Genomic DNA, 17,280 nt, shown 5'->3' with positions numbered 1-17,280 from the left:
GCGCGGGCAACGCAAGAGGCCCCCCGCTTTCGCGAGAGGCCTCTCACCGTCTGTGCGCCGCCAGGGACTCGAACCCCGGACCCGCTGATTAAGAGTCAGCTGCTCTAACCAACTGAGCTAGCGGCGCCTGCTGACGTCGTAGACCTTAGCATCCTGATCGGCGCCAGGAAAAATCGATATGCGGACCGCGGCCGAGGCCTGCGTCCGCGCCGCCCGGACGCTGGCCCAGAGCAGTACCTCCGGCCCGGGCAGCCAGGGGTGACGCGTGTCAGGAGCGACCAGCCAGCGGGCGTCCGGGCGGGCGGGCGCTGCCGTGTCCGGGGCGGCCAGGGGAGGCACGCACACCGCGTCGCCGGTGCCGTGGCAGAGCAGCGGCGGCACGTCCGTCCCGCGCCCACGCCCCGTGTGGCCCCACTCCTCCCACTCCAGGAGCGAGGGCAGGCGCTGGGCGGTGCCGGGTGCCGCGAAGAGCAGCATGCGTCCGCGGTGCACGGCGGCGGGGCCGGAGCCGGGCCCCTCGTTCCACAGGCGGTCGAGCATCCGGCGCCCGAAGACCAAGGGGGTGCTCACCACGTCGAAGACCGAGCCGCAGGGCAGCACGACGGGTGCGCAGGGCCGGTCGGCCCAGAGACTGAGCGTGCTGCGCGGATACGATCCTGCCGAGGCGAGCCAGGCGGCCCCCTCACGTGTCACGCCGGAGGCGTCGTCGAGGCGGCCCAGGGGCGCGGTGCCCAGGGGGCGGCCGGTCGCGGCCCCGGTGCCCGACGGCCGGGTGGCCGCGGGTGCGGCGCTCGCGGTCCGGGAGGCCGGGGCGCGGGTCGCCGGCGGTCGGGTGGGGTCTGCCTGCCGGGTGCCGCTGCTGCTGCTCATGGCATTTACATCTACCGGGTGTGAGCAAGACGTCCCGGAGAGTTGCCGGAACCGGGGACACGGCAGGGCGCAGTGGAGTATCTTGCCCCGTCGGCATATGCCGGATGGAGTGCCCCTCCCGGCCTTCCCGCCCCCGCGGCGCGCCTCCCCGGACCCGTTCGTCTCGCGGGGACCTGGCCGACCGCCCTCGTCGATGCGCCCGCGGCGGCCCTGCTCGCCGTGCGGGAGTCTCAGTCGCCGTCGTCCGTGCGGTCGCCGCGCAGAAGGTCCCGCCCGAACTCCACCATGCGTTTGGCATAGTCCTCGGTCCATTCGGCGCGCTCCGCGATGGCGGCGGGCGTCAGCCGGTCGAAGCGACGCGGGTCGGCGAGCTGGGCCGCCGCGATCGCCTGGTACTCCATGGAACGGTCGGCGGCGGCGCTGAAGGCGAGGGTCAGCTCGGTGGCCCGGGACAGCAGCTCGGCGGGGTCCTCGATCGACTCCAGGTCGAAGAAGTGCTCCGGGTCCGCCGCCGCCTCGGTCGGCTCGAAGAGCAGCGGGGCGGGGCGTAGGCGCGGCTGACTGCGATGCCGCTCTGGCTCCGCCATGACACTGACCTCCTCGTGGCCGACCGGCCCCCTCGGACCGGACCGCTCCCATTGTCCCGCGCGCCGCAAGGGGGCAGGCGACGGGTGGGCGCGCCCCGCCGCGGAGCCCGGGGGCCGCGCCGGTGCCGGGCAGGCGCCGACCGGCTCCGGCCCGTCCGGCACAGAGATGCACTCGCGTGCCACCCGTCCCACCATGGACGTACGGTCCCACGGGGCATGGAGGTGGGTGATGACGGAAACCCGGCACGGCTCCCAGCCCGACGCCGACAGCTCCGCCGCCGTCGGACACCGCAACGTGTTCTTCGACTTCGTCCCCTGGATCCTCTTCGACGTCGTCGCGGGGCCCAGCACCTGGATGCTCGCCGCTCTCGTGGCCCTGGCCGCCTCGGTCGTCCTCATCGTTCCCGATCTGCGCCGGCACGGCCCCAAGCTGCTCGACGTCGTCGGCATCGTCTTCTTCGGGGTCCTGTGCGTGCTAGGGCTGGTCCTGGACCGCCACGACCTCATCTGGTTGGAGACCTATGCGCAGGTCATCTCCAACGGGGTGATCGCGGTGGCCGCCCTGGGGTCCCTCGCCTTCGTGCCCTTCACCGAGCAGTACGCGCGCGAGCAGACGCCCCCGGAGATCTGGAACACCCCGGCCTTCAAGCGCACCAACCGGCTGCTGACGACCCTGTGGGGGACGGTCTTCCTCGTCACCGCGATCCTCGGCCTGGTCGCCCTGCACGTCTCGGGCGGCACCGACTGGTACAACTGGATCATCCCCATCGGCCTGCTGCTGATCGCCGTCAAGGTCACCGCCTGGTACCCCGAGTACGTGCGCCGCAAGGTCCGTGCCCGGCTCGCGGCCGAGGGCAGGGCCCCGCTCTGACCTCAAGGGGCCCAGGGCACACGGTGGTCGGACCAGTGGTCCCACGTCGACAGCATCGCGTCCCACCCGTCGGGGAACTTCACGGTCACGCCCAACTGGACGGGCTCCGTGGACGGATGGTCGTCCAGCAGCTCGGCCACGCCCGCACGGCACACCACGATGCAGGCGTGCCGGTGACGGGAGGTCAGGACGCACAGCCGGCCCGTCTCCAGATGGAAGGCCGTCGCGTCCGGGCGGCCCGACAGCGGGTGCAGGACCACCGTCACGTCGTACTCGCGGCCCTGGAGGCGGTTGGCCGTGTCCACGGTGACATCCGTGACGCCGAGCTCCGCGAGGGCGGCGCGCACGGCGGCTGCCTGGTCGCGGTGCGCGGTGCCCACGGCGATGCGGTCGGCCAGCAGCGGCGCCGGTTCGTCGGACCGCTCGGAGCCGGTGACCCCGCCCCGGTCGAGCAGCCTGAGCACCACCTGGGCGACGGCCCGCACGGCCTCCGGGTCCGTCCGCGGCGTATGGCGCGCGGGCAGCTCCAGCAGGCCCCAACCGGAGTCCGCTGCCTCGTCGATGACCCGGTCGGGGCCCGACCCGTCGGACGGCACCGCGAACGACAGCGTCCGGTCCCCGTGCGCCGTACCGCTGCGGAACGGCGTGTACGGGTAGAACGCGTCCGACACCAGCGGCGCCGCCGACGCGGGCAGCCGCCAGGAGACGGGCAGCCGGTGCTGCGGCAGCTCCGGATTGTGAGCGAGCAGCGTGCTGACCGCGCTCGCCGACGGGTCGTACGACAGCCCCGCCCACTGCTCGGACCCGACGATCGCGAACGGGTCGAGCTGGCCCGGGTCGCCCACGAACAGCGCCCGCTCGAAGAGCCCCGCGACCGCGAGGAGCGCGTCCGAACGCATCTGGTACGCCTCGTCCACGATCGCGTGCCGCCACGGCTCGACGCCCTTGACGTGCGCCCACTTGGCGGCCGTGGAGATGACGACGTCCAGCCCTGCCAGATCGGCGGCCTTCGCCGACGTGCGGACGTTCCCCAGCGCGTCGAGCGCCTTGTCGTACGCGTCGGTGTCGCTGCTGTGCAGCCGGCCCACCGGCAGCTCCGGGTCCTTCTCGGCCAGCCGCAGCACCAGGTCGTCGACCTGCGCGTTCGTCTGCGCGATCACCATCAACGGGCGCCCGGCCGCCACCAGTTCACGGGCGGCGCGCACCACGAGCGTGGACTTCCCGGCACCCGGCGGGGAGTCCACGACCACGCCGCGGTGCGCGCCGTGCAAGGTGTCGTGCAGGATCGCCTCGGTCGCGCGGGCGGCCTCGGCGCCCGGGTCGAAGGACGCCGGGGCGGGCGGGGAGAGACGGGCGGCGCTCACAGCAGATCCTCGTCGGTCACGGGGTCGGGCAGCGGCAGGGCGGTGGCGGCGTCCTCGCCGGGCGGGCCGCCGTGGGTCCACGGCGTCTCCTCGGGATCCGGCAGCTTCGGGCCGCCGCGCTGTTCGTGCTCGAACAGCGTGAAGCAGACCCGGTCGCCCTTCTCCGGCACACTCCCGGGTTCGGGCTCCTTGCCGCGGCCCATCTTGTCGAGGATCCGCAGCACCAAGAGCCCCTCCTCCTCGGCGTACCCGACGAACTCGGCGGCCTGGGGCCTGCCGGCCAGCTCACGGTGGACCCTGACCCGCTCGCCGAGGTGCGGCCGGTCGTCCGTGCGGACCGTGACCAGCGGCCGCGGGCTGGGCCGCTTGCCCTCGCCGTACGCCATCACGACGTCCGTGACCTCTCCGGCGAACGCCTCGCCGGAGAGCCGGCGCCCCGCCATCACCAGCGGGTCGTCGAGCGCCTCCTGCGCGTCGAGCCGTGCCTGCTCGCGCTCGCGCGTGGCCAGTTTGTTCGCCGCCGTGACCGCGTCGTCGTGGCGCGGCTGCGGGGGTTCGCCGGACGCGACACGGTCGCGGTGCCCGGTGAACGACCAGCGGTCGCGGGTCCAGCGGTCGGCGACATGCGCGCCGACGGGCAGGGCGCGCAGCAGGTCGATACCGCGCCACACGGCGTCCCAGGTGGGGCGGGTGCGGCCGGCGACCAGCTCGCGGATCCGCTGCTCGGCGGCGGTGACGTCGGCGAGCCGGTCGTCGGCAGCCAGGCCGTCCTCGGCCGCGGCGAGCGCGCTGCGGGCGCGGTCGTAACGCTCGATGGCGGGCGCGAGCAGCCGGTTGTCGAACGCCGGGTCCGTGGCCGGGCCCGCCGGCGGGCAGAGCAGCTGGCCTTCGACGTCCCGCGCGCTCTCCGCCCACAGTGCGGCGTCGGCGCCGTTCCCGCCCTCCGGCGGGTCGATCCAGGCGAGCAGCGCGCCGAGGTGCTGGTCCTCCAGGCTGCTCTGGCCCGTCACCCAGTGCCGGGCCAGCAGGTCGGTCGTCGACACCAGCAGCGAGGAGCCGGGGACACGGGCGCGTTCCCCGAAGTGCGTGAGCCAGCGGCCGAGCAGGGGAACGCGGGGCGGCGCGGGATGGGGGGCATCGGGGTCCTGTTCCGCCGTGCGCCGGAAGCGGGTGGACCGGCCGAGCAGCCGCACGAAGTCCAGGCCGGCGCGGCTCGGCACGACGATCTGCGGTGCGTCGGCGCACAGTTCGACCTCGACCTTGACCCGCTTGCCGGTCCCGGGGTCGGTCTCACTGCGCTCGGCGGGCTCGACGTCCTGCGCGAACGCGTCGACGTACGGCAGCACTTCGTCCGCGAGGCGGGCGAGGAACGCGAACCGCTGGTCCCGGTCCCGCGGCTGCGGCACCACCAGCAGCCGCGGAGCGTCCCGGTCGGTGCCGACCAGCGCCCCGAGCGGAGCCCCGACCTCACCGGCGGTGGTCAGCGGCACCAGGACGAGCGGCCTCGGGTGCAGATGCCGGTGCCGCACGGTGGCGCTGCGCTGCGCGCGCCCGGTGCTCACGGCCTCCAGCCGGGCGAGGTGGGTGATCAGCGACACGAGGCTCCCTCCGGGCACGGTGCGTCCGCCAGGGCCTCGGCCCGCAGTGCCGCCGCCCTGCGCAGGGCCGCGACCGCCGGGTCGGCCGGATCGCCCGCCTCGCCGTGGGCCGCCGCGAGGGCCGCGCCGACCGTGGTGAGGTCGCCGAGTTCGCCCCGGACGCCGCGGCCGAGCGAGGTGACCGAGCCCTCGGCGCGTGCCGCGCGCCGGCAGTGCTGCGCCAGGTCGCAGGCGGAGAGGCATTCGGGGGCGTACGCGGCGGGGACGGACTCGACGGCCGACAGCAGCTCGTCGGGGGAACCGCCCACGTCGAACGTGGTGCCCTCCGGGACGGTGTTCGCGATGTCCTCGACCCGGGTGAGCCGGGCCAGCTGGCGCCGGGTGACCGACAGCTGTTTGCGGATGTCGACGGGCGCCGCCGTGGGCAGGTTGGAGAAGTCCTTGGGGCAGACCAGCAGGACGCGGTGCCCGATCGCGGGGGCGGACGGCGACGGGCCGAGCTGCTGGGCGATCCGCTCCAGTGCGAGGACGTACACCGCCGCCTGGCGGGCTGCCGCGCCGACCTTCGCGGGCTCCGCCGAACCGTCGACCATCGGGAAGGACTTGATCTCCACGACCGTCCACCGGCCGTCGGGGTGCACGACCACCGCGTCCGGCTCCAGGAACGCCGCCGAGCCGGCGACGTCGAGCGCGAGGAGCGGGTGGTCGAGCAGGGTCCAGGCGCCCGCCCGCGTCGCCTCGCGCAGCGCCAGCGCCGTACGCGCCGTACGCCCCTGCGGGCCCGCCGCCGACAGGTCGGGCACCCTGGCGCCCTCCGGCGTGGGCGGTTCGGCGCCGGGGTCGAGCCGCTCGTGCACCAGGCGCAGCAGCTCGGCGCCGCCGTCGCCCTTCACCCGTGCCTCGAAGGCGTTGCCCCGGACCAGGGCGAACTGCGACTGTCCGAACGCGGACGGCGCGCCCAGGGCGCTCGCCAGCGCCGCCTTGTCGACGCCCGCGCCGTCCAGCAGCGCGCGCCGCCGGCACCCGGGGTTGGCCGCGAGCGCAGCGAGGGCACGCGCGTCGAGCGGCTGCGGCGGGACGTCCGGTCCGCGCAGCTCAGCGAGCAGATGCCGGAGTGCCGCCCCCCGCGTCCGAGGCTCCGGAACGCGGTTCGGCTCGCTGTCCGCGCTGTCGAGGAATTCGCTCACCCGCCGAAGTCTGGCACTCGGCACCGACAATCGCGGAACCCTTGGCCCCGGAAGGCGCGGCAGCGCCGTCCGCCGCGGGGACGGTGGAGGAGGCGGCGGCCCCGGCCGCGGACGGGGCGCCGGCCGTCGCGGGCCGCACCCGGGCGCGGCCCGCGAACCGCTCCCGCAGCACACCGGCGATGCGCAGCACCGGACGGGACAGCAGGTAGCCCGCGCCCATCACGGCGACACCGGCGGCGGCGTCGAGGAAGTAGTGGTTGGCGGTGCCCATGACCACGACGGCGGTCAGCAGCGGGTAGGCCACCGCCACGACGCGGGCGGTCCGGGAGCGGCCGTGGCGCCACAGCATGATCCCGCACCACAGCGCCCAGCCCACGTGCAGACTCGGCATCGCCGCGTACTGGTTCGTCATGCCGCCGAGTCCGCGCGGCGCGCTCGCCGCGCCGCCCCACCAGCCGTACGAGCTGTACTGGGCCATCGTGTCGACGAATCCGTGGACCGGGGCGAGGAGCCGGGGCGGACAGGTCGGCAGCAGGGTGAAGCCGATCAGGCCGATCATCGTGGACGTCATCAGCCAGGCGCGGGCCGCCCGGTAGTGGACGGTCCGGCTGCGGAAGAGCCACACCAGGACGGCCGGGGTGACCACGTAGTGCAGGCTGGCGTACCAGAAGTCGGCGGGCACGCCGATCCAGGCGTGGGCGGTGAAGAGCCGGTTCAGCGGGTGCTCGGCGTCGAGGTGGAACCGCCGCTCCAGGTCGAGGATCGTCAGGCCGTGGCCGACGGCGCCGGGCACGTCGCCGCGGGCGAGCAGCCGGCCCCCCATGTACGCCGCGTAGACCACCACGATCAGCGGCAACTCGGTCCACCATCGGAGCCGAGCTCCCCCCGAAGGCGTGGTGACCGGCGCGTCGGTCTGCGGCATCCGATCGCTCTCCCTCTCTGCCAGCGGCGGCCGACGGCCACGGCCCACAATCTACGGTGTACGCCTTGTTGTGATCGGGGCGCCCCCTGTGCGCCCCGGCCTCCGACAAAGACGCAGCGACCGGTGCTCGGGTTGCCCCGTGGAGCAGCCCGTCGTAACCGGAAAACCCCTGGTGAGCGGGGGGCGGGAAACAGGTGCGCGAGAATGGCCGGAACGGCACGTACTCGAAGAGGTTCCTCATGGCTCCGCGCATCCTGCTGGCACGTCACGGACAGACCGCCTGGTCGCTTTCCGGAAAGCACACCGGCAGGACCGACGTGCCGCTCCTGGAGGAGGGCAGGCGCGGCGCCAAGCTGCTCGGCGAGCGTCTGCACCGGCCGCCCTTCGACGGCCTCCCGGGCGTCGAGGTCCGTACGAGTCCGCTGGCACGCGCGCGGGAGACGTGCGAACTCGCCGGTTTCGGTGACCGCGCCACCGTCTGGGACACGCTCATGGAGTGGGACTACGGCGCCTACGAGGGGATGACCCCGGCGGAGATCAAGGCCGACCGCCCGGACTGGCTCATCTGGCGCGACGGGGTCCCCGGGGGCGAGACCCTGGAGCAGATGACCGCGCGCGCGGACGAGGTCGTCGCCTGGGCGCGCTCGGCGGACCGCGACGTGCTCGTCTTCGCCCACGGGCACATCCTGCGATCCATAGGCGCGCGTTGGCTCGGCTTCCCGCTCGACTTCGCCGCCCGTATCCGTCTCAACCCGACGTCCGTGTCGGTGCTCGGCTGGGCCTACGGGGACCCCGCGATCGAGACCTGGAACGACTGCGCACACCTGGCGGGCTGACGGCTCGCCCCGGGCCCGCCCGCGCCGGCCGGACGGGACCGGCGGCGAGGCGGACGGCTCGGACCGGGACCGGCGGGGAGGCCGACCCGGACCGGCAAGGAGGCTGACCGGGACCGGCGGCGGGGCGGGTGGCTCAGACCGGGACCGGCAGGGAGGCGTGCCGGTCGAGGAAGGCGCCGACGCCGTTCGCCGAGCGGTGCGGCTGGAGCAGGCGCGCGGTCGTCGCGAGCATCGTCTGCACCCGGGAGGACTGCACCTGGTCGAGCAGGTCGAGCACCCGGTGACCCGCCTCCGCGGCTTCGTCGGGGTGCCCCGCGCGCGCCAGGTCGTCCGCCAACTCGGCCGTGTACAGGGCGATGTTGCGGGCGAAGTGCGGGTCCTGGAGGGTGGCCGCGCGGTGGGCGTGGTGCGCGGCGCGCGGCCAGTCGCCGAGCGCGGACCAGCACTGCGCCTCCAGGCCCTCCAGCTCGGCCTCCCCGTAGAAGCTCATCCACTCCGGGTCGTCGGGCGCCGGGCCGCGGTCGAAGTACGCCTGTGCGCGGGCCAGTGCGCGGGCGCACCCCGAACGGTCGCCGAGGCCCGCCCAGCCGCCCGCCTCGCGCAGGGCGATCAGCGACTGGAGCCGTGGCGAGCCCAGTTGCCGGGCCGCGCGCTGTGCGGCCTGGGCGGCCCGCAGCGCCTCGCGCGGGCGCCCCGCGTCCCGGGCGAGGAACGCGGTGTTGCAGAAGGCGTGCGCCTCCAGGGCCGTGTCGCCGGACATGCGCGCGGTCGCCAGCGCCTCCGCGTAGTGCGAGCGGGCGTCCTCGAACCGGCCGGAGTCGTGGGCCAACCAGCCCACGGACAGAGCGAGTTCACCGGCGCCCGCGTGCAGCCGCTCGGCCGTGGCCTGCCGGGCCGTTCCCGCGTCCAGCAGGGCATAGGCGGCCCGCAGCGGGGCGGCGGCTCTCCGGTACAGGCCGTCGGCCCCGTGCCGGTCGTCCAGCAGCCGGATCCTTCGCACGGCCTCCTCGACCGCGCCGGCCTCGGTCTCGCCCACCCGGCGGAGCGGCCGGTCCGCCGCTGCGGCCTCGCCGTCGGCGGCCATCCCCAGCGGCGCGAAGGCCGCCGCCACCGCGGCCGTGCCGCCGGTCATGAATGCGCGACGCTGCACGTCGCTCTCCTCGTTGCTCTGGATCTCGTACATCTCGTACGTGTCGTACGTCTCGTACTGGCGGATCGGTTCAGTCGTCTGGTGCGCGGGGTGCGGCGCGGGCGCCTCCGGCAGGGGGCGGGCACCCCGGCCGCGCACCGCCGAGCGCGGGGCGAAGCCCAGGTCCGTGAGCGTGCGACCGGGGAACATGTGCAGGAACACCCGCTCGTACGCGTAGTTGGGGCACCGGATCTCGCCCGCCTCGACCCGGCCGATGTAGCGCGCGTCGCAGCTGACCCGCTCGCCGATCTCGCGAGCGGCCCGTCGCACCGCGGCGGCGAACTCGCCCGGGGAGCGCTGACCACGCAGCAGCCGGAAGGCGGGATTCGGTCGCGGGGACGGGGAAGACGGTGTCGACGATGTCATCGGTGACGACGCCATGGCCGGGACCTCTCGTGCGGCGGGGCACGAAAGTACCGGCTGTGACGGGGGCGTCATGCACTGTTTGGCTACAAACCGGATATCTCACCCACGATCTGCCATGAAGTGCCATCCTTTGCGGCGGCATTTCGCCGTAGCCGTTGACGCCCGTCCCGCGTTGAACCATGCGGAGACGGAGCTGCGCTCCCGATCCGAGGGACGTGAAGGAGGAGGGGTTCCGTGGTGGAGGCCGGGATGGAACACAGCGCACCCTGTACGTCGCTGTCCACGGCGGGGCACACGCCGACCCAGGACCGCAGCGAGTCGCCCTGCGACCTGGTCACCGTGCCGGCCCGGCAGGGCCTCGAGGCCGTGGACATCCTGCGCCGCGGAGCCGCCGACGGCGTCGGCCCGGTGCTGCACGACGGCAGCTGCGACACCCTCGGCTTCCTGGTGCCGCCCGGCACCGCGGACGGCTGGGACGTGCCCGGCAGCGCCTGTACGCAGACCCTGGGCCGCGGTCTGAGCATCGGCTCCCTGCCGGCGCCGCCCGTCGAGGGGACGGGCTGGCTGCTCCCGCCCGGCGAGGCCGACCCGGTCACCGACCCGGCCGTGCTGCGCGCCGCGCTCGGCGAGGCGGCGCGGCTGATCGAGGCTGCGGACAACTGCCGCTAGCGCCTGTCGTCACATTCCCGTCTGCCGCCGCGGCCGGGGCGGGCGGACCTCCCGAGGCGGCGGATAATGGTCCCGTGGGAAGGGCGACGAAGGCAGCACGGGGAGGCCGGGCGAGAGCCGGCAGGCGGGATACGGCGGTCGTCGTCGAGGACGTCGACGGCGGGACCGCCGAGCTGCGGCCCGACCCGGACCGGCCGCGCGCCTGGACACTGCTCATCGACGGCGCCCCGCAGTCGCACGTCGATCTCGACGACCCCACCCACCTCGACTTCGAGTACCAGCGCAGGCTGGGCCACGTCATCGACCTCGTCGCCGCCCCCGGAAAACCGGTCCGCGTCGTGCACCTCGGCGGCGGAGCCGGGACGCTCGCCCGCTACACGGCCGCCACCCGGCCGCGCTCGACCCAGCAGATCGTCGAACGCGACGCCGCCCTCGTCCAACTGGTCCGCCGTGAGCTGCCCTTCGACCAGGGCGCGCGCATCCGGATCCGCTCCGCCGACGCCCGTGCCGGACTGGCCAAGGTGCCCGACGGCTGGGCGGACCTGGTGATCGCCGACGTCTTCGGCGGAGCCCGCACCCCGGCCCATCTCACCAGTACCGAATTCCTCGACGAGGTACGCCGGGTGCTCGCGCCGGGCGGCTGGTACGCGGCGAATCTGGCCGACGGCCCGCCGCTCGCCCATCTCCGCGGCCAGATCGCCACCGCCGCGGCCGCCTTCCCCGAGCTCGCCCTCGTCGCCGAGCCGGCCGTGCTGCGCGCCAAGCGCTTCGGCAACGCCGTGCTCGTCGCCTCCGACCACCCGCTCCCCGTCGCCGAACTCACCCGCCGCGCGGCGAGCGACCCGCACCCCGCCCGCGTCGAACACGGCCGCCCGCTCACCGACTTCACCGGCGGCGCCCCCGTCGTCACGGACGCCACGGCGACGGCTTCCCCGGCACCACCGCCCTCGGTCTTCCGCTGACGGCCCGCACGGCGGGGCGCGGCCGCCCCGCCCTGGGCGCGCGGCGGCGCGCAAGGCCGGTCGGATCAGTAGGAGTTGATGTCGACCTGCGGCGGGTGGTCGTGCCAGGTGCAGAAGACCGAGACCCGGTCCGCGCCCGAGGAGAACTCGACACGGATCCAGGTCGACTGCGTCCAGACCTGCATCGACCAGTCCGCGTCCGGGGTCGCGGAGACGAGCGTCGCCGAGGTCTTGCCCAGGTCGAACACGACCCTGCCGCCCTTGGTGTTGTAGCTCTTGACCCGGCCCGAGGCGGCGGGCGACGAGCCGGTCCGGCCCGGGTACCCGCCCGGGGGCGACGAGGACGGGCTGCGCGACGGTGCGGGCGTCGAGGGAGGCGGCGAGGACGCCGGCTTCGTGCGCGACGGTGTGGGCGAGGGGCTGGGCGACGCCGTCGCGGAGGCGTGGTCCGGTGCCGGGCCCGTGATCGGCAGCGCCCGCGGCGGGTCGTACGCGGTGCCCGCCATCACCGTGTGGACACCCCACCACGACAGCGTGACCGCCGCGCCCGTGGCGAGCGACCAGGCCAGTGCGTGAACGAGTCCTCTGTGCATCGCGGGCCATACTGCCGCACGCGCCGCACTGGTGTCCCAAGGGGGAGGCAGAGAGTCCGTTTCAGGACCGGAGTCGCTCGAATGGCGTACGGTGCCGCCCATGGCACGTGTGCTCGTCGTCGAGGACGACCAGTTCGTACGCTCAGCCCTGATCCGGCACCTGACCGACGCCTCCCACACCGTACGGAGCGTCGGCACGGCTCTGGAGGCGCTGCGCGAGGTCGCCCATTTCCGCTTCGACCTGGTGATCCTGGACCTCGGACTGCCCGATCTGGACGGGTCCGAGGCACTGAAGATGCTGCGCGGCATCACGGACGTCCCTGTGATCATCGCCACCGCGCGGGACGACGAGGCCGAGGTCGTACGCCTGCTCAACGACGGCGCGGACGACTACCTGACCAAGCCGTTCTCGGTCGAGCACCTCTCGGCGCGCATGGCGGCCGTGCTGCGGCGGACCCGCACCGCCGGCCCCGAGACGGCCCCGAGCCGGGCCATCCGGGTCGGGGGGCTGTCCATCGACCCGCTGCGCAGGCAGGCCGAGCTGGACGGGGCGCGGCTGGACCTGACGCGGCGCGAGTTCGACCTGCTGGCCTTCCTCGCCGGGCGGCCCGGCGTCGTCGTCCCGCGCAAGGAACTGCTCGCCGAGGTGTGGCAGCAGTCCTACGGCGACGACCAGACCATCGACGTCCACCTCTCCTGGCTGCGCCGGAAGTTGGGCGAGACCGCGGCCAGGCCGCGCTATCTGCACACGCTGCGCGGCGTCGGCGTCAAGCTGGAGCCGCCCGGGGCGGAGCCGCCGCGATGAGATGGGCGCTCGTCAGGGTGTGCCTGGCGGTCACCGCGATGGTCGTGGTGGCCTTCGCGATACCGCTCGGGATCGTCATCAAGGAGATGGCGCGGGACCGGGCGTTCTCCAACGCCGAACGGCAGGCCGCCGCGATCGGGCCCACGCTCTCCATCACGACGCAGCGCGAACAGCTGGCGCGGGCCGTCGCCTCCACCCAGGCCGGTTCCGACGGGCGGATGGCCGTGCACATCCCCGCCGCCGGTGACGCCCCCGCCATCGAGATCGGCGAGCGGCGGGCCACCCGGGACGACCTGGACACGACGCGGAGGCTGGGCCGCGCCTCCATCTCCGAGGTGCCCGGTGGTTCGGCGCTGCTCCAGCCGACCGCGCTGAGCACCGGAAAGATCGCCGTCGTCGAGGTGTTCGTGCCCGAGGACGAGGTCGGCAACGGCGTCACCACGGCGTGGGTCGTCCTCGCGGGCGTCGGCATCGCGCTCGTCATCGGCTCCGTCGCGGTCGCCGACCGGCTCGGTGTGCGCATGGTGCAGCCCGCACGGCGGCTCGTCGGCGCCGCGCACGACCTCGGCGAGGGCAGGCTCGGGGCGCGGGTGCCCGAGGAGGGGCCGACGGAACTCCGCCTCGCGGCCGTCGCGTTCAACTCCATGGCCGACCAGGTGGTGCAGCTGCTCGCCAACGAGCGCGAGCTGGCCGCCGACCTCTCGCACCGGCTGCGCACACCGCTCACCGTGCTGCGTCTGAACGCCGCGTCCCTCGGGGACGGGCCCGCCGCCGAGCAGACCCGGGCCGCCGTCGAGCAGCTGGAGTGCGAGGTCGACACCATCATCCGGACCGCCCGGGAGGCCAAGCCGCAGACCGCGGCGGTCGTCCCGGCCGCCGGGTGCGACGCCGCCGAGGTCATCCGGGAGCGGATGGACTTCTGGTCGGCGCTCGCCGAGGACGAAGGACGCAAGGTGCGGGTCGCCGGTGTGGAGCGGCCGGTACGGATCCCGGTGGCGCGCGCCGACCTCGTCGCGGCGCTCGACGCGCTGCTCGGCAACGTGTTCCGGCACACCCCGGAGGGGACGGCGTTCGCGGTCGACGTGCACAACGGCGAGGACGCCGTGATCGTCCTCGTCTCGGACGCCGGGCCCGGGATCGCCGACCCCGATGCGGCGCTCGCCCGCGGCGGCGGGTCCGGCAGGGACGGGTCGACCGGGCTCGGGCTCGACATCGTGCGCCGGCTCGCCGAGGCGACGGGCGGCGACGTCCGCATCGGGCACTCCGTGCTGGGCGGGACCGAGGTACGCATCTGGATCCAGCTGGACCAGCGGGGGCGCGGTCCAGGGCGGCGGGGGCGCCGCGAGGCCGTACGCGGTCGTAAGCGCAGGGTGAGAATTGGTCTCGACCATTAATCTCTTCCGATCCTGAACTTAAGCGGACCCTAAGAACCCCAACTCCCGCCCGGATAGGGCGATTCGCCGGATTGCTCATCGCTAGCGTGCTGCCGCGCACCCATCCCGAGGGGCTCCCGCCGCACGGGACCCGCCCCGGGGGCGCCCCCAACCCCCCGTACAGCTAAGGCAGGCACGCGATGAGCAGCACGCACCGGAGCACGGTCAGCCGCAGGAACAAGGTGATCGGCGGCGTGGTCGCCGCGGCCGTCGTGGGAGGTGGCGCCCTCCTGTTCTCCGGGACCGCCCAGGCCGCCGGAGTCGGCGCGGTGTACACGAAGACCAGCGACTGGTCGACCGGCTACACCGCCCAGTACGTCGTCAAGAACGGCACCGGCAGCGCACAGAGCGGCTGGAAGCTGGAGTTCGACCTGCCGGCCGGTACGAAGCTCGGCTCGCTGTGGAACGCCGAGTCGACCGTCTCCGGCCGGCACGTCACGGTGAAGCCCGCGTCCTGGGACAAGGAGCTGGCGCCCGGCAAGTCCACCACCATCGGCTTCGTCGTGCAGGGCACCGAGGACCCCACCGGGTGTCTGATCAACGGCGCCAAGTGTTCCGTGGACGACGGTGCCACCCCGGAGCCCAGCGGCCGGCCCACCGGCAGCCCCACCCCCACCAAGCCCCCGGCGCCGACCGCGACCCCCACCCCGACCGCCAAGCCGACACGGACGGCGAAGCCCACCCCGACGCCCACCCCCACCGCCACGCGGACCCCCGGCAGCGGCTCGTCCTCCGTCGCGAAGTTCGCCCCGTACGTCGACACCTCGCTCTACCCCGCGTACAACCTCCTCGACACCGCCACCAAGACCGGCGTGAAGGACTTCAACCTCGCCTTCATCACCTCCGGCGGCGGCTGCACCCCGAAGTGGGGCGGGGTCACCGACCTCGGCTCCGACGCGGTGGCCGCACAGATCGGCGACCTGCGGGCCAAGGGCGGTGACGTCCGCGTCTCCTTCGGCGGTGCCTCCGGCTCCGAACTGGCAACGGCCTGCTCCGACGCCTCCTCCCTCGCCCAGGCCTACGGCAAGGCCGTCGACCAGTACAAGCTGACCAAGGTCGACTTCGACATCGAGGGCGCCGCGCTGCCGGACACCGCCGCCAACACCCGCCGCGCCCAGGCCATCGCGCAGCTCCAGAAGTCCCACCCGGGGCTCGACGTCACCTTCACGCTGCCGGTCATGCCCGAGGGCCTGACCCAGCCCGGCGTCGACCTCGTCGCCGACGCCGGGAAGAACGGCGTCAAGATCTCCGCCGTCAACGTCATGGCCATGGACTACGGGCCCTCCTACAACGGCGACATGGGCACGTACGCCGTCCAGGCCGCCACCGCCACCCAGGCGCAGATCAAGAGCGTCCTCGGACTCTCCGACAGCGAGGCCTGGAAGACGGTCGCCGTCACGCCGATGATCGGCGTGAACGACGTCAACGTCGAGGTCTTCAAGGTCGACGACGCCGGCCAGCTGGTGGACTTCGCCCGGCAGAAGGGCCTCGGCGGGCTGTCCATGTGGTCCGCCGCCCGCGACAAGGCCTGCGACGGCGGCCCCTCCAACTCCGCCCAGCCGACCTGCTCCTCGATCTCCCAGGACCCGCTGGCCTTCACCAAGGCCTTCGGCGCCTACAAGTAGTCGTCGACGCCGGGCAGCGATCCGGACCGCGCCGCCCGCCCGTACCACCGAGCACTCGACTTGGGGGTACGGGACTGGGTGGCGTAGTCCACGTACACGGCGCCGAAGCGCTTGCCGTAGCCGTACGCCCACTCGAAGTTGTCCAGCAGGGACCACAGGAAGTAGCCCCGTACGTCCGCGCCGTCCCGGACGGCGCGGTGCACCGCGGAGAGATGGCCGTGCACATAGGCGATCCGCTGCGGGTCGTGCACCCGGCCCTCCGCGTCCGGCTTGTCGTCGTAGGCGGCGCCGTTCTCGGTGACGTACAGCGGCAGGCCCGGCGCCTCGCGGCTGTAGCGCAGCAGCAGGTCGTGAAGACCCGACGGATCGACGGGCCAGCCCATCGCCGTCGGCTCGCCGGGCGACCGGTGGAAGGCGATGTCGTCGGTGCCGGGCCAGGGCGAGTGCGCGCTCGCGCCGTGCCCGTCCGCCCGCGGCCCGGCCGCGGTGTCGGCGGCCGCCGACACCAGCAACGGCGCGTAGTAGTTGAGGCCGAGCGCGTCCAGCGGCTGGTTGACGGCCCGCAGGTCGCCGTCGCGCACGAAGGACCAGTCGGTGAGCCGGGCCGTGTCGGCGAACAGATGCTCGGGATAGGCGCCGTGCAGCATCGGGCCGTGGAAGATCCCGTTCGCCAGGTCGTCGATCCGGCGCCCGGCCGACCGGTCCTCGGGGGAGTCCGAAACCGCCCGGACCGCCGCCGAGTTGAGGCTCACCGCGACGGCGTTGCGGGACGGCATCGCACCGCGCAGCGCCGTCGTGCCCAGACCGTGCGCGAGGTTGAGGTGGTGCGCGGCACGCAACGCGGCCACCGGATCGGTGCGCCCCGGTGCGTGCACCCCCGAGGCGTAGCCGAGGAAGGCGCTGCACCAGGGCTCGTTGAGGGTGATCCAGAGCTCGACGCGGTCCCCCAGTGCCTCGCCGACCAGTGCCGCGTACTCGGCGAACCGGTACGCCGTATCCCGCTCCGGCCAGCCGCCCGCGTCCTCCAGCTCCTGGGGCAGATCCCAGTGGTAGAGGGTCGCGGCCGGGCGGATGCCGTGCGCGAGCAGCTCGTCGACGAGCCGGCGGTAGAAGTCGAGCCCGCGCTGCACGGCCGGGCCGCGTCCGGTCGGCTGCACCCGCGGCCAGGCCACCGAGAAGCGGTACGCGCTCAGCCCGAGCTCCGCCATCAGCGCGACGTCCTCGCGGTAGCGGTGGTAGTGGTCGACGGCGACGTCGCCCGTCTCACCGCGGGCCACCTTCCCCGGCGTACGGCTGAAGGTGTCCCAGATGGAGGGGGTGCGGCCGTCCTCCCCCACCGCCCCCTCGATCTGGTACGCGGACGTCGCGGCACCCCACAGAAAACCGGGCGGGAACGTGGACAT

General features: G+C 74.1%; 16 protein-coding genes and 1 tRNA gene. 7 read left to right on the top strand and 10 right to left on the bottom strand.

Going from position 1 to position 17,280, the window contains the following annotated elements:
• Positions 1-53: 53 nt before the first annotated feature.
• The 3 genes from ACWCP6_RS15240 to ACWCP6_RS15230 form a co-directional block, all read right to left on the bottom strand.
• Positions 54-127 (bottom strand) — tRNA-Lys (locus tag ACWCP6_RS15240).
• Entirely contained in the window at positions 118-870 is a 753-nt protein-coding gene (locus ACWCP6_RS15235) for a bifunctional DNA primase/polymerase (RefSeq protein WP_450932891.1), read from the bottom strand. Before ACWCP6_RS15235 ends, ACWCP6_RS15240 begins: the two co-directional genes overlap by 10 nt.
• A gap of 230 nt (positions 871-1,100) precedes the next feature.
• Positions 1,101-1,457 (bottom strand): hypothetical protein, encoded by a 357-nt coding sequence (locus ACWCP6_RS15230; protein WP_450932890.1) that lies wholly within the window; start codon positions 1,455-1,457, stop codon positions 1,101-1,103.
• A gap of 229 nt (positions 1,458-1,686) precedes the next feature.
• Here ACWCP6_RS15230 and ACWCP6_RS15225 point away from each other — a divergent pair, with 229 nt between their 5' ends.
• Positions 1,687-2,328, top strand: coding sequence for a hypothetical protein (locus tag ACWCP6_RS15225; protein WP_450932889.1), 642 nt, complete (start codon positions 1,687-1,689; stop codon positions 2,326-2,328).
• Positions 2,329-2,330: 2 nt separating this feature from the next.
• On the opposite strand, the gene ACWCP6_RS15220 is transcribed toward ACWCP6_RS15225, so the two are convergent.
• The 4 genes from ACWCP6_RS15220 to ACWCP6_RS15205 are packed head-to-tail and all read right to left on the bottom strand — an operon-like array spanning position 2,331 to position 7,399.
• Complete coding sequence (locus tag ACWCP6_RS15220; RefSeq protein WP_450932888.1) at positions 2,331-3,692, bottom strand: AAA domain-containing protein; 1,362 nt, start codon at positions 3,690-3,692, stop codon at positions 2,331-2,333.
• A complete protein-coding gene (locus ACWCP6_RS15215) occupies positions 3,689-5,290 on the bottom strand; it encodes a hypothetical protein (protein ID WP_450932887.1) in 1,602 nt (533 codons plus the stop codon). Before ACWCP6_RS15215 ends, ACWCP6_RS15220 begins: the two co-directional genes overlap by 4 nt.
• Positions 5,281-6,477, bottom strand: a complete 1,197-nt coding sequence (locus ACWCP6_RS15210) for a hypothetical protein (RefSeq protein WP_450932886.1) — start codon at positions 6,475-6,477, stop codon at positions 5,281-5,283. The genes ACWCP6_RS15215 and ACWCP6_RS15210 overlap by 10 nt, the downstream gene beginning before the upstream one ends.
• Complete coding sequence (locus ACWCP6_RS15205) at positions 6,386-7,399, bottom strand: phosphatase PAP2 family protein (RefSeq protein WP_450932885.1); 1,014 nt, start codon at positions 7,397-7,399, stop codon at positions 6,386-6,388. Before ACWCP6_RS15205 ends, ACWCP6_RS15210 begins: the two co-directional genes overlap by 92 nt.
• 239 nt (positions 7,400-7,638) lie before the next feature.
• Between ACWCP6_RS15205 and ACWCP6_RS15200 the strand changes: the two genes are divergently transcribed.
• Complete coding sequence (locus ACWCP6_RS15200) at positions 7,639-8,235, top strand: histidine phosphatase family protein (RefSeq protein ID WP_450932884.1); 597 nt, start codon at positions 7,639-7,641, stop codon at positions 8,233-8,235.
• A gap of 133 nt (positions 8,236-8,368) precedes the next feature.
• Here ACWCP6_RS15200 and ACWCP6_RS15195 read toward each other — a convergent pair whose 3' ends face one another.
• A complete protein-coding gene (locus ACWCP6_RS15195) occupies positions 8,369-9,805 on the bottom strand; it encodes a hypothetical protein (RefSeq protein WP_450932883.1) in 1,437 nt (478 codons plus the stop codon).
• 234 nt (positions 9,806-10,039) lie between these two features.
• On the opposite strand from ACWCP6_RS15195, the gene ACWCP6_RS15190 reads away from it, so the two are divergent.
• Together ACWCP6_RS15190 and ACWCP6_RS15185 are read left to right on the top strand one after the other, a co-directional pair.
• Positions 10,040-10,459: a hypothetical protein gene (locus ACWCP6_RS15190; RefSeq protein WP_450932882.1), complete on the top strand. Its 420-nt coding sequence runs from the start codon at positions 10,040-10,042 to the stop codon at positions 10,457-10,459.
• A gap of 74 nt (positions 10,460-10,533) precedes the next feature.
• On the top strand, positions 10,534-11,421 hold the full coding sequence (locus tag ACWCP6_RS15185) for a spermidine synthase (protein WP_450932881.1): 888 nt from the start codon (positions 10,534-10,536) through the stop codon (positions 11,419-11,421).
• Between the two features lie 65 nt (positions 11,422-11,486).
• Here ACWCP6_RS15185 and ACWCP6_RS15180 read toward each other — a convergent pair whose 3' ends face one another.
• Positions 11,487-12,014 carry a hypothetical protein gene (locus tag ACWCP6_RS15180; protein ID WP_450932880.1) on the bottom strand — a complete coding sequence of 176 codons (528 nt, stop codon included), beginning with the start codon at positions 12,012-12,014 and terminating at the stop codon, positions 11,487-11,489.
• Between the two features lie 100 nt (positions 12,015-12,114).
• Here ACWCP6_RS15180 and ACWCP6_RS15175 point away from each other — a divergent pair, with 100 nt between their 5' ends.
• The 3 genes from ACWCP6_RS15175 (at position 12,115) to ACWCP6_RS15165 (ending at position 15,877) form a co-directional block, all read left to right on the top strand.
• On the top strand, positions 12,115-12,819 hold the full coding sequence (locus ACWCP6_RS15175) for a response regulator transcription factor (protein ID WP_450932879.1): 705 nt from the start codon (positions 12,115-12,117) through the stop codon (positions 12,817-12,819).
• Positions 12,816-14,213, top strand: coding sequence for a sensor histidine kinase (locus ACWCP6_RS15170; protein ID WP_450932878.1), 1,398 nt, complete (start codon positions 12,816-12,818; stop codon positions 14,211-14,213). Before ACWCP6_RS15175 ends, ACWCP6_RS15170 begins: the two co-directional genes overlap by 4 nt.
• A gap of 179 nt (positions 14,214-14,392) precedes the next feature.
• Positions 14,393-15,877, top strand: coding sequence for a glycoside hydrolase family 18 protein (locus tag ACWCP6_RS15165; protein WP_450932877.1), 1,485 nt, complete (start codon positions 14,393-14,395; stop codon positions 15,875-15,877).
• Here the strand turns inward: ACWCP6_RS15165 and ACWCP6_RS15160 are convergent.
• A complete protein-coding gene (locus ACWCP6_RS15160) occupies positions 15,868-17,280 on the bottom strand; it encodes a GH1 family beta-glucosidase (RefSeq protein WP_450932876.1) in 1,413 nt (470 codons plus the stop codon). The two genes, ACWCP6_RS15165 and ACWCP6_RS15160, sit on opposite strands and share 10 nt — an antisense overlap.

It is taken from the genome of Streptomyces sp. NPDC002004 (assembly GCF_053593975.1).
The sequence above is the reverse complement of the archived record's forward strand: the minus strand, read 5'-3'. Positions and strand labels throughout refer to the sequence as shown.

Excerpts from the sequence above, each read along its gene's own strand:
- ACWCP6_RS15230 (WP_450932890.1), bottom strand. The coding sequence starts at position 1,457 with ATGGCGGAGCCAGAGCGGCATCGCAGTCAGCCGCGCCTACGCCCCGCC.
- ACWCP6_RS15170 (WP_450932878.1), top strand. The coding sequence starts at position 12,816 with ATGAGATGGGCGCTCGTCAGGGTGTGCCTGGCGGTCACCGCGATGGTC.
- ACWCP6_RS15175 (WP_450932879.1), top strand. The coding sequence starts at position 12,115 with ATGGCACGTGTGCTCGTCGTCGAGGACGACCAGTTCGTACGCTCAGCC.
- ACWCP6_RS15180 (WP_450932880.1), bottom strand. The coding sequence starts at position 12,014 with ATGCACAGAGGACTCGTTCACGCACTGGCCTGGTCGCTCGCCACGGGC.
- ACWCP6_RS15165 (WP_450932877.1), top strand. The coding sequence starts at position 14,393 with ATGAGCAGCACGCACCGGAGCACGGTCAGCCGCAGGAACAAGGTGATC.
- ACWCP6_RS15235 (WP_450932891.1), bottom strand. The coding sequence starts at position 870 with ATGAGCAGCAGCAGCGGCACCCGGCAGGCAGACCCCACCCGACCGCCG.
- ACWCP6_RS15190 (WP_450932882.1), top strand. The coding sequence starts at position 10,040 with ATGGAACACAGCGCACCCTGTACGTCGCTGTCCACGGCGGGGCACACG.
- ACWCP6_RS15195 (WP_450932883.1), bottom strand. The coding sequence starts at position 9,805 with ATGGCGTCGTCACCGATGACATCGTCGACACCGTCTTCCCCGTCCCCG.
- ACWCP6_RS15225 (WP_450932889.1), top strand. The coding sequence starts at position 1,687 with ATGACGGAAACCCGGCACGGCTCCCAGCCCGACGCCGACAGCTCCGCC.
- ACWCP6_RS15205 (WP_450932885.1), bottom strand. The coding sequence starts at position 7,399 with ATGCCGCAGACCGACGCGCCGGTCACCACGCCTTCGGGGGGAGCTCGG.
- ACWCP6_RS15160 (WP_450932876.1), bottom strand. The coding sequence starts at position 17,280 with ATGTCCACGTTCCCGCCCGGTTTTCTGTGGGGTGCCGCGACGTCCGCG.
- ACWCP6_RS15200 (WP_450932884.1), top strand. The coding sequence starts at position 7,639 with ATGGCTCCGCGCATCCTGCTGGCACGTCACGGACAGACCGCCTGGTCG.